General features: G+C 57.0%; 3 rRNA genes. All 3 read left to right on the forward strand.

The features are described 5' to 3' along the window. Window positions 1-134 precede the first annotated feature (134 nt). The 3 genes from QSK31_RS48215 to rrf all read left to right on the forward strand — a co-directional run bounded on the left by QSK31_RS48215 (window position 135) and on the right by rrf (window position 5,400). Window positions 135-1,651, forward strand: a 16S ribosomal RNA gene (locus QSK31_RS48215). 387 nt (window positions 1,652-2,038) lie between these two features. Next, window positions 2,039-5,164, forward strand: a 23S ribosomal RNA gene (locus tag QSK31_RS48220). A gap of 119 nt (window positions 5,165-5,283) precedes the next feature. Further along, a 5S ribosomal RNA gene (gene rrf / locus QSK31_RS48225) occupies window positions 5,284-5,400 on the forward strand. The 16S, 23S and 5S rRNA genes sit together here, the layout of an rRNA operon. Window positions 5,401-5,405 lie beyond the last annotated feature (5 nt).

Here is a 5,405-nt window from a genome sequence, read left to right on the forward strand (position 1 = left end):
GGTGTGTGGTTGTTCTTTGAGAACTCAACAGGGTGCTTGATAAGCCAGTGCCAATTATGGCGAGGTTTTGTTTTGCCTCGTGATTCCTTTGGCAACATGATGTTTTTGTTGCCGGGACATTTTTTCCACGGTTTTTGTTGGAGAGTTTGATCCTGGCTCAGGACGAACGCTGGCGGCGTGCTTAACACATGCAAGTCGAGCGGAAAGGCCCTTCGGGGTACTCGAGCGGCGAACGGGTGAGTAACACGTGAGTAACCTGCCCTGGACTTTGGGATAACCCTCGGAAACGGGGGCTAATACCGGATATTACCTTCTCCTGCATGGGGGTTGGTGGAAAGTTTTTCGGTCTGGGATGGGCTCGCGGCCTATCAGCTTGTTGGTGGGGTGATGGCCTACCAAGGCGACGACGGGTAGCCGGCCTGAGAGGGCGACCGGCCACACTGGGACTGAGACACGGCCCAGACTCCTACGGGAGGCAGCAGTGGGGAATATTGCACAATGGGCGGAAGCCTGATGCAGCGACGCCGCGTGAGGGATGACGGCTTTCGGGTTGTAAACCTCTTTCAGCAGGGACGAAGCGAGAGTGACGGTACCTGCAGAAGAAGCGCCGGCCAACTACGTGCCAGCAGCCGCGGTAAGACGTAGGGCGCGAGCGTTGTCCGGATTTATTGGGCGTAAAGAGCTCGTAGGCGGCTTGTCGCGTCGACTGTGAAAACCCGCGGCTCAACCGCGGGCTTGCAGTCGATACGGGCAGGCTAGAGTTTGGTAGGGGAGACTGGAATTCCTGGTGTAGCGGTGAAATGCGCAGATATCAGGAGGAACACCGGTGGCGAAGGCGGGTCTCTGGGCCAATACTGACGCTGAGGAGCGAAAGCGTGGGGAGCGAACAGGATTAGATACCCTGGTAGTCCACGCTGTAAACGTTGGGCGCTAGGTGTGGGGGGCCTCTCCGGTTCTCTGTGCCGCAGCTAACGCATTAAGCGCCCCGCCTGGGGAGTACGGCCGCAAGGCTAAAACTCAAAGGAATTGACGGGGGCCCGCACAAGCGGCGGAGCATGCGGATTAATTCGATGCAACGCGAAGAACCTTACCTGGGTTTGACATCGCCGGAAAACTCGCAGAGATGTGGGGTCCTTCGGGGCCGGTGACAGGTGGTGCATGGCTGTCGTCAGCTCGTGTCGTGAGATGTTGGGTTAAGTCCCGCAACGAGCGCAACCCTCGTTCGATGTTGCCAGCGCGTTATGGCGGGGACTCATCGAAGACTGCCGGGGTCAACTCGGAGGAAGGTGGGGATGACGTCAAGTCATCATGCCCCTTATGTCCAGGGCTTCACGCATGCTACAATGGCCGGTACAAAGGGTTGCGATGCCGTGAGGTGGAGCGAATCCCAAAAAGCCGGTCTCAGTTCGGATCGGGGTCTGCAACTCGACCCCGTGAAGTCGGAGTCGCTAGTAATCGCAGATCAGCAACGCTGCGGTGAATACGTTCCCGGGCCTTGTACACACCGCCCGTCACGTCACGAAAGTCGGCAACACCCGAAGCCGGTGGCCTAACCCCTTGTGGGAGGGAGCCGTCGAAGGTGGGGCTGGCGATTGGGACGAAGTCGTAACAAGGTAGCCGTACCGGAAGGTGCGGCTGGATCACCTCCTTTCTAAGGAGCAACTCGTCTGTGAAAACGGACCAGTAGCCCGCGACCCCCGTTTGTGTGGGGTTGGGGTGCTCATATGGCGGAGACACTGGTTAGTCATGACCGGCAACGGTCCCATTTCAGCTAGTACAGTCCTGCTTCGGCGGGGCGTGGAACGCGGTCGGGATGCGGCTGCGATTGGCGATGAGCACCCTGTTGAGTCCTGAAGGAACAACCCATGTGGTTGTTTTTTCGGAACAGTCCAGGCATGGCCTGGTTGCCCATACCGTTTCAGATGAGCCGGCGCCTGAGGGTGTTGTGTTCCTGGGGTTCTGGTGGGTGACTGATCGGGTTGTGGGTTGGTTGTTGGTTGAGAATTGCACAGTGGACGCGAGCATCTTGTTTTTCTGTGGTTAAGTTGTTTAGGGCGAACGGTGGATGCCTTGGCATTGGGAGCCGATGAAGGACGTGGGAGGCCGCGATAGGCCTGGGGGAGCTGTCAACCTAGCTGTGATCCCAGGGTGTCCGAATGGGGGAACCCAGCAGCAGTCATGTGCTGTTACCGCTACCTGAATTCATAGGGTAGTTGGGGGGAACGCGGGGAAGTGAAACATCTCAGTACCCGTAGGAAGAGAAAACAACAGTGATTCCGTGAGTAGTGGCGAGCGAAAGCGGATTTAGCCTAAACCGTGTGCGTGTGATACCTGTCAGGGGTTGCGTGTGCGGGGTTGTGAGACCCACTTGAATGTACTGACATGCGTTCGGAGAGTTACAAAATTTTGGGTTAGTTGAACGGTGTGGGAAAGCCGGCCGTAGAGGGTGAGAGCCCCGTAAGCGAAAACTCAAAGTCTCTTTGTGGTGTTCTCGAGTAGCAGCGGACTCCTGTAATCTGCTGTGAATCTGCCAGGACCACCTGGTAAGGCTGAATACTTCCCGATGACCGATAGCGGACGAGTACCGTGAGGGAATGGTGAAAAGTACCCCGGGAGGGGAGTGAAATAGTACCTGAAACCGTTCGCCTACAATCCGTCAGAGCCTTATGCGCATTTATGCGTGGGGGTGATGGCGTGCCTTTTGAAGAATGAGCCTGCGAGTTAGTGGCATGTGGCGAGGTTAACCCGGGTGGGGTAGCCGTAGCGAAAGCGAGTCTGAAGAGGGCGTTTTTAGTCGCATGTTCTAGACCCGAAGCGGGGTGATCTAGCCATGGGCAGGTTGAAGCGTGGGTAAGACTGCGTGGAGGACCGAACCCACCAACGTTGAAAAGTTGGGGGATGACCTGTGGTTAGGGGTGAAAGGCCAATCAAACTCCGTGATAGCTGGTTCTCCCCGAAATGCATTTAGGTGCAGCGTCGCGTGTTTCTTGCCGGAGGTAGAGCACTGGATGGTCTAGGGGGCCTACAAGCTTACCGAAATCAGCCAAACTCCGAATGCCGGTAAGTGAGAGCGCGGCAGTGAGACTGCGGGGGATAAGCTTCGTAGTCGAGAGGGAAACAGCCCAGATCACCAGCTAAGGCCCCTAAGCGTGTGCTAAGTGGAAAAGGATGTGGGGTCGCTTAGACAACCAGGAGGTTGGCTTAGAAGCAGCCATCCTTTAAAGAGTGCGTAATAGCTCACTGGTCAAGTGGTTCCGCGCCGACAATGTAGCGGGGCTCAAGTACACCGCCGAAGCTGTGGCATTCACATATTAACTTCGCTGACCGGCTTGACTGGTTGGTGCAGGTGTGTGGATGGGTAGGGGAGCGTCGTGCTACCGGTGAAGCGGCGGGGTGACCCAGCCGTGGAGGTTGCACGAGTGAGAATGCAGGCATGAGTAGCGAATGAAGGGTGAGAAACCCTTCCGCCGGATGACCAAGGGTTCCAGGGCCAGGCTGATCCGCCCTGGGTAAGTCGGGGCCTAAGGCGAGGCCGAGAGGCGTAGTCGATGGATAACGGGTTGATATTCCCGTACCCGCGTAGGAGCGCCCAAGACGAACCTTCTTATGCTAACCATGCGATGTGCCGGCGACCTTCGGGTCAAGGGTGCGGAGTCTGGGATCCTGGGGGGTAGTAGTTTAGCGATGGGGTGACGCAGGAAGGTAGCTGATCCCGGCCGGTGGTTGTGCCGGGGTAAGCGTGTAGCCCGCATCATAGGCAAATCCGTGATGCATATAGGGTGAGACGTGATGCCGAGCCGTATCAGGTGAAGTCAGTGATCCTATGCTGCCGAGAAAAGCCTCTAGCGATGTTCCGAGCGGCCCGTACCCGAAACCGACACAGGTGGTCAGGTAGAGAATACCGAGGCGACGGGCGAACTGTGGTTAAGGAACTCGGCAAATTGCCCCCGTAACTTAGGGAGAAGGGGGGCCGGACGCGTGAAGGCACTTGCTGCTGGAGCGTGGTATGGCCGCAGAGAGCAGGGGGAAGCGACTGTTTACTAAAAACACAGGTCCATGCCAAGTCGTAAGACGATGTATATGGACTGACGCCTGCCCGGTGCTGGAACGTTAAGGGGACCTGTCAGCCTTTCGGGGCGAAGCGGAGAACTTAAGCGCCAGTAAACGGCGGTGGTAACTATAACCATCCTAAGGTAGCGAAATTCCTTGTCGGGTAAGTTCCGACCTGCACGAATGGCGTAACGACTTCCCCACTGTCTCAACCACAGGCCCGGCGAAATTGCAGTACGAGTAAAGATGCTCGTTACGCGCGGCAGGACGGAAAGACCCCGGGACCTTTACTATAGCTTGACATTGGTATCCGAATGTAATTGTGTAGGATAGGTGGGAGCCGGTGAAGCTCGGACGCCAGTTCGGGTGGAGGCAATCTTGAAATACCACTCTGTTGGATTTGGGTATCTAACTTGCGGCCCTGATCGGGTCGAGGGACAGTGTCTGGTGGGTAGTTTAACTGGGGCGGTTGCCTCCTAAAAGGTAACGGAGGCGCCCAAAGGTTCCCTCAGCCTGGTTGGCAATCAGGTGTTGAGTGTAAGTACATAAGGGAGCTTGACTGTGAGACTGACGGGTCGAGCAGGGACGAAAGTCGGGACTAGTGATCCGGCACTTGCGTGTGGAAGCGGTGTCGCTCAACGGATAAAAGGTACCCCGGGGATAACAGGCTGATCTTCCCCAAGAGTCCATATCGACGGGATGGTTTGGCACCTCGATGTCGGCTCGTCGCATCCTGGGGCTGTAGCAGGTCCCAAGGGTTGGGCTGTTCGCCCATTAAAGCGGTACGCGAGCTGGGTTTAGAACGTCGTGAGACAGTTCGGTCCCTATCCGCCGTGCGCGTTGGATACTTGAGAAGGGCTGTCCCTAGTACGAGAGGACCGGGACGGACGAACCTCTGGTGTGCCAGTTGTCCCGCCAGGGGCACGGCTGGTTGGCTACGTTCGGAAGGGATAACCGCTGAAAGCATCTAAGCGGGAAGCCTGCTTCGAGATGAGGTATCCCACCACCTTGAGTGGGTAAGGCCCCCAGCTAGACGACTGGGTTGATAGGCCGGAGATGTAAGCCAGGTAACTGGTTCAGTTGACCGGTACTAATAGGCCGAGGGCTTAACCACCCTTAAAGTTTTTCAAGGTTGCGTAGCGTCCACTGTGTGATTCACAGCAAACAACCACCACCCCAAACCGGGGAATGTATCCGGTGCGGGTTGTTGGGGTTGGGTTTGTTGGTAAGTGTTTCGGTGGTCATAGCGGCAGGGAAACGCCCGGTCTCATTCCGAACCCGGAAGCTAAGCCTGCCAGCGCCGATGGTACTGCACTCGGGAGGGTGTGGGAGAGTAGGACGCCGCCGGACTAAAC

Source organism: Actinoplanes sp. NBRC 103695, assembly GCF_030269485.1.
In the GTDB taxonomy this organism is placed as follows: Bacteria; Actinomycetota; Actinomycetes; order Mycobacteriales; family Micromonosporaceae; genus Actinoplanes.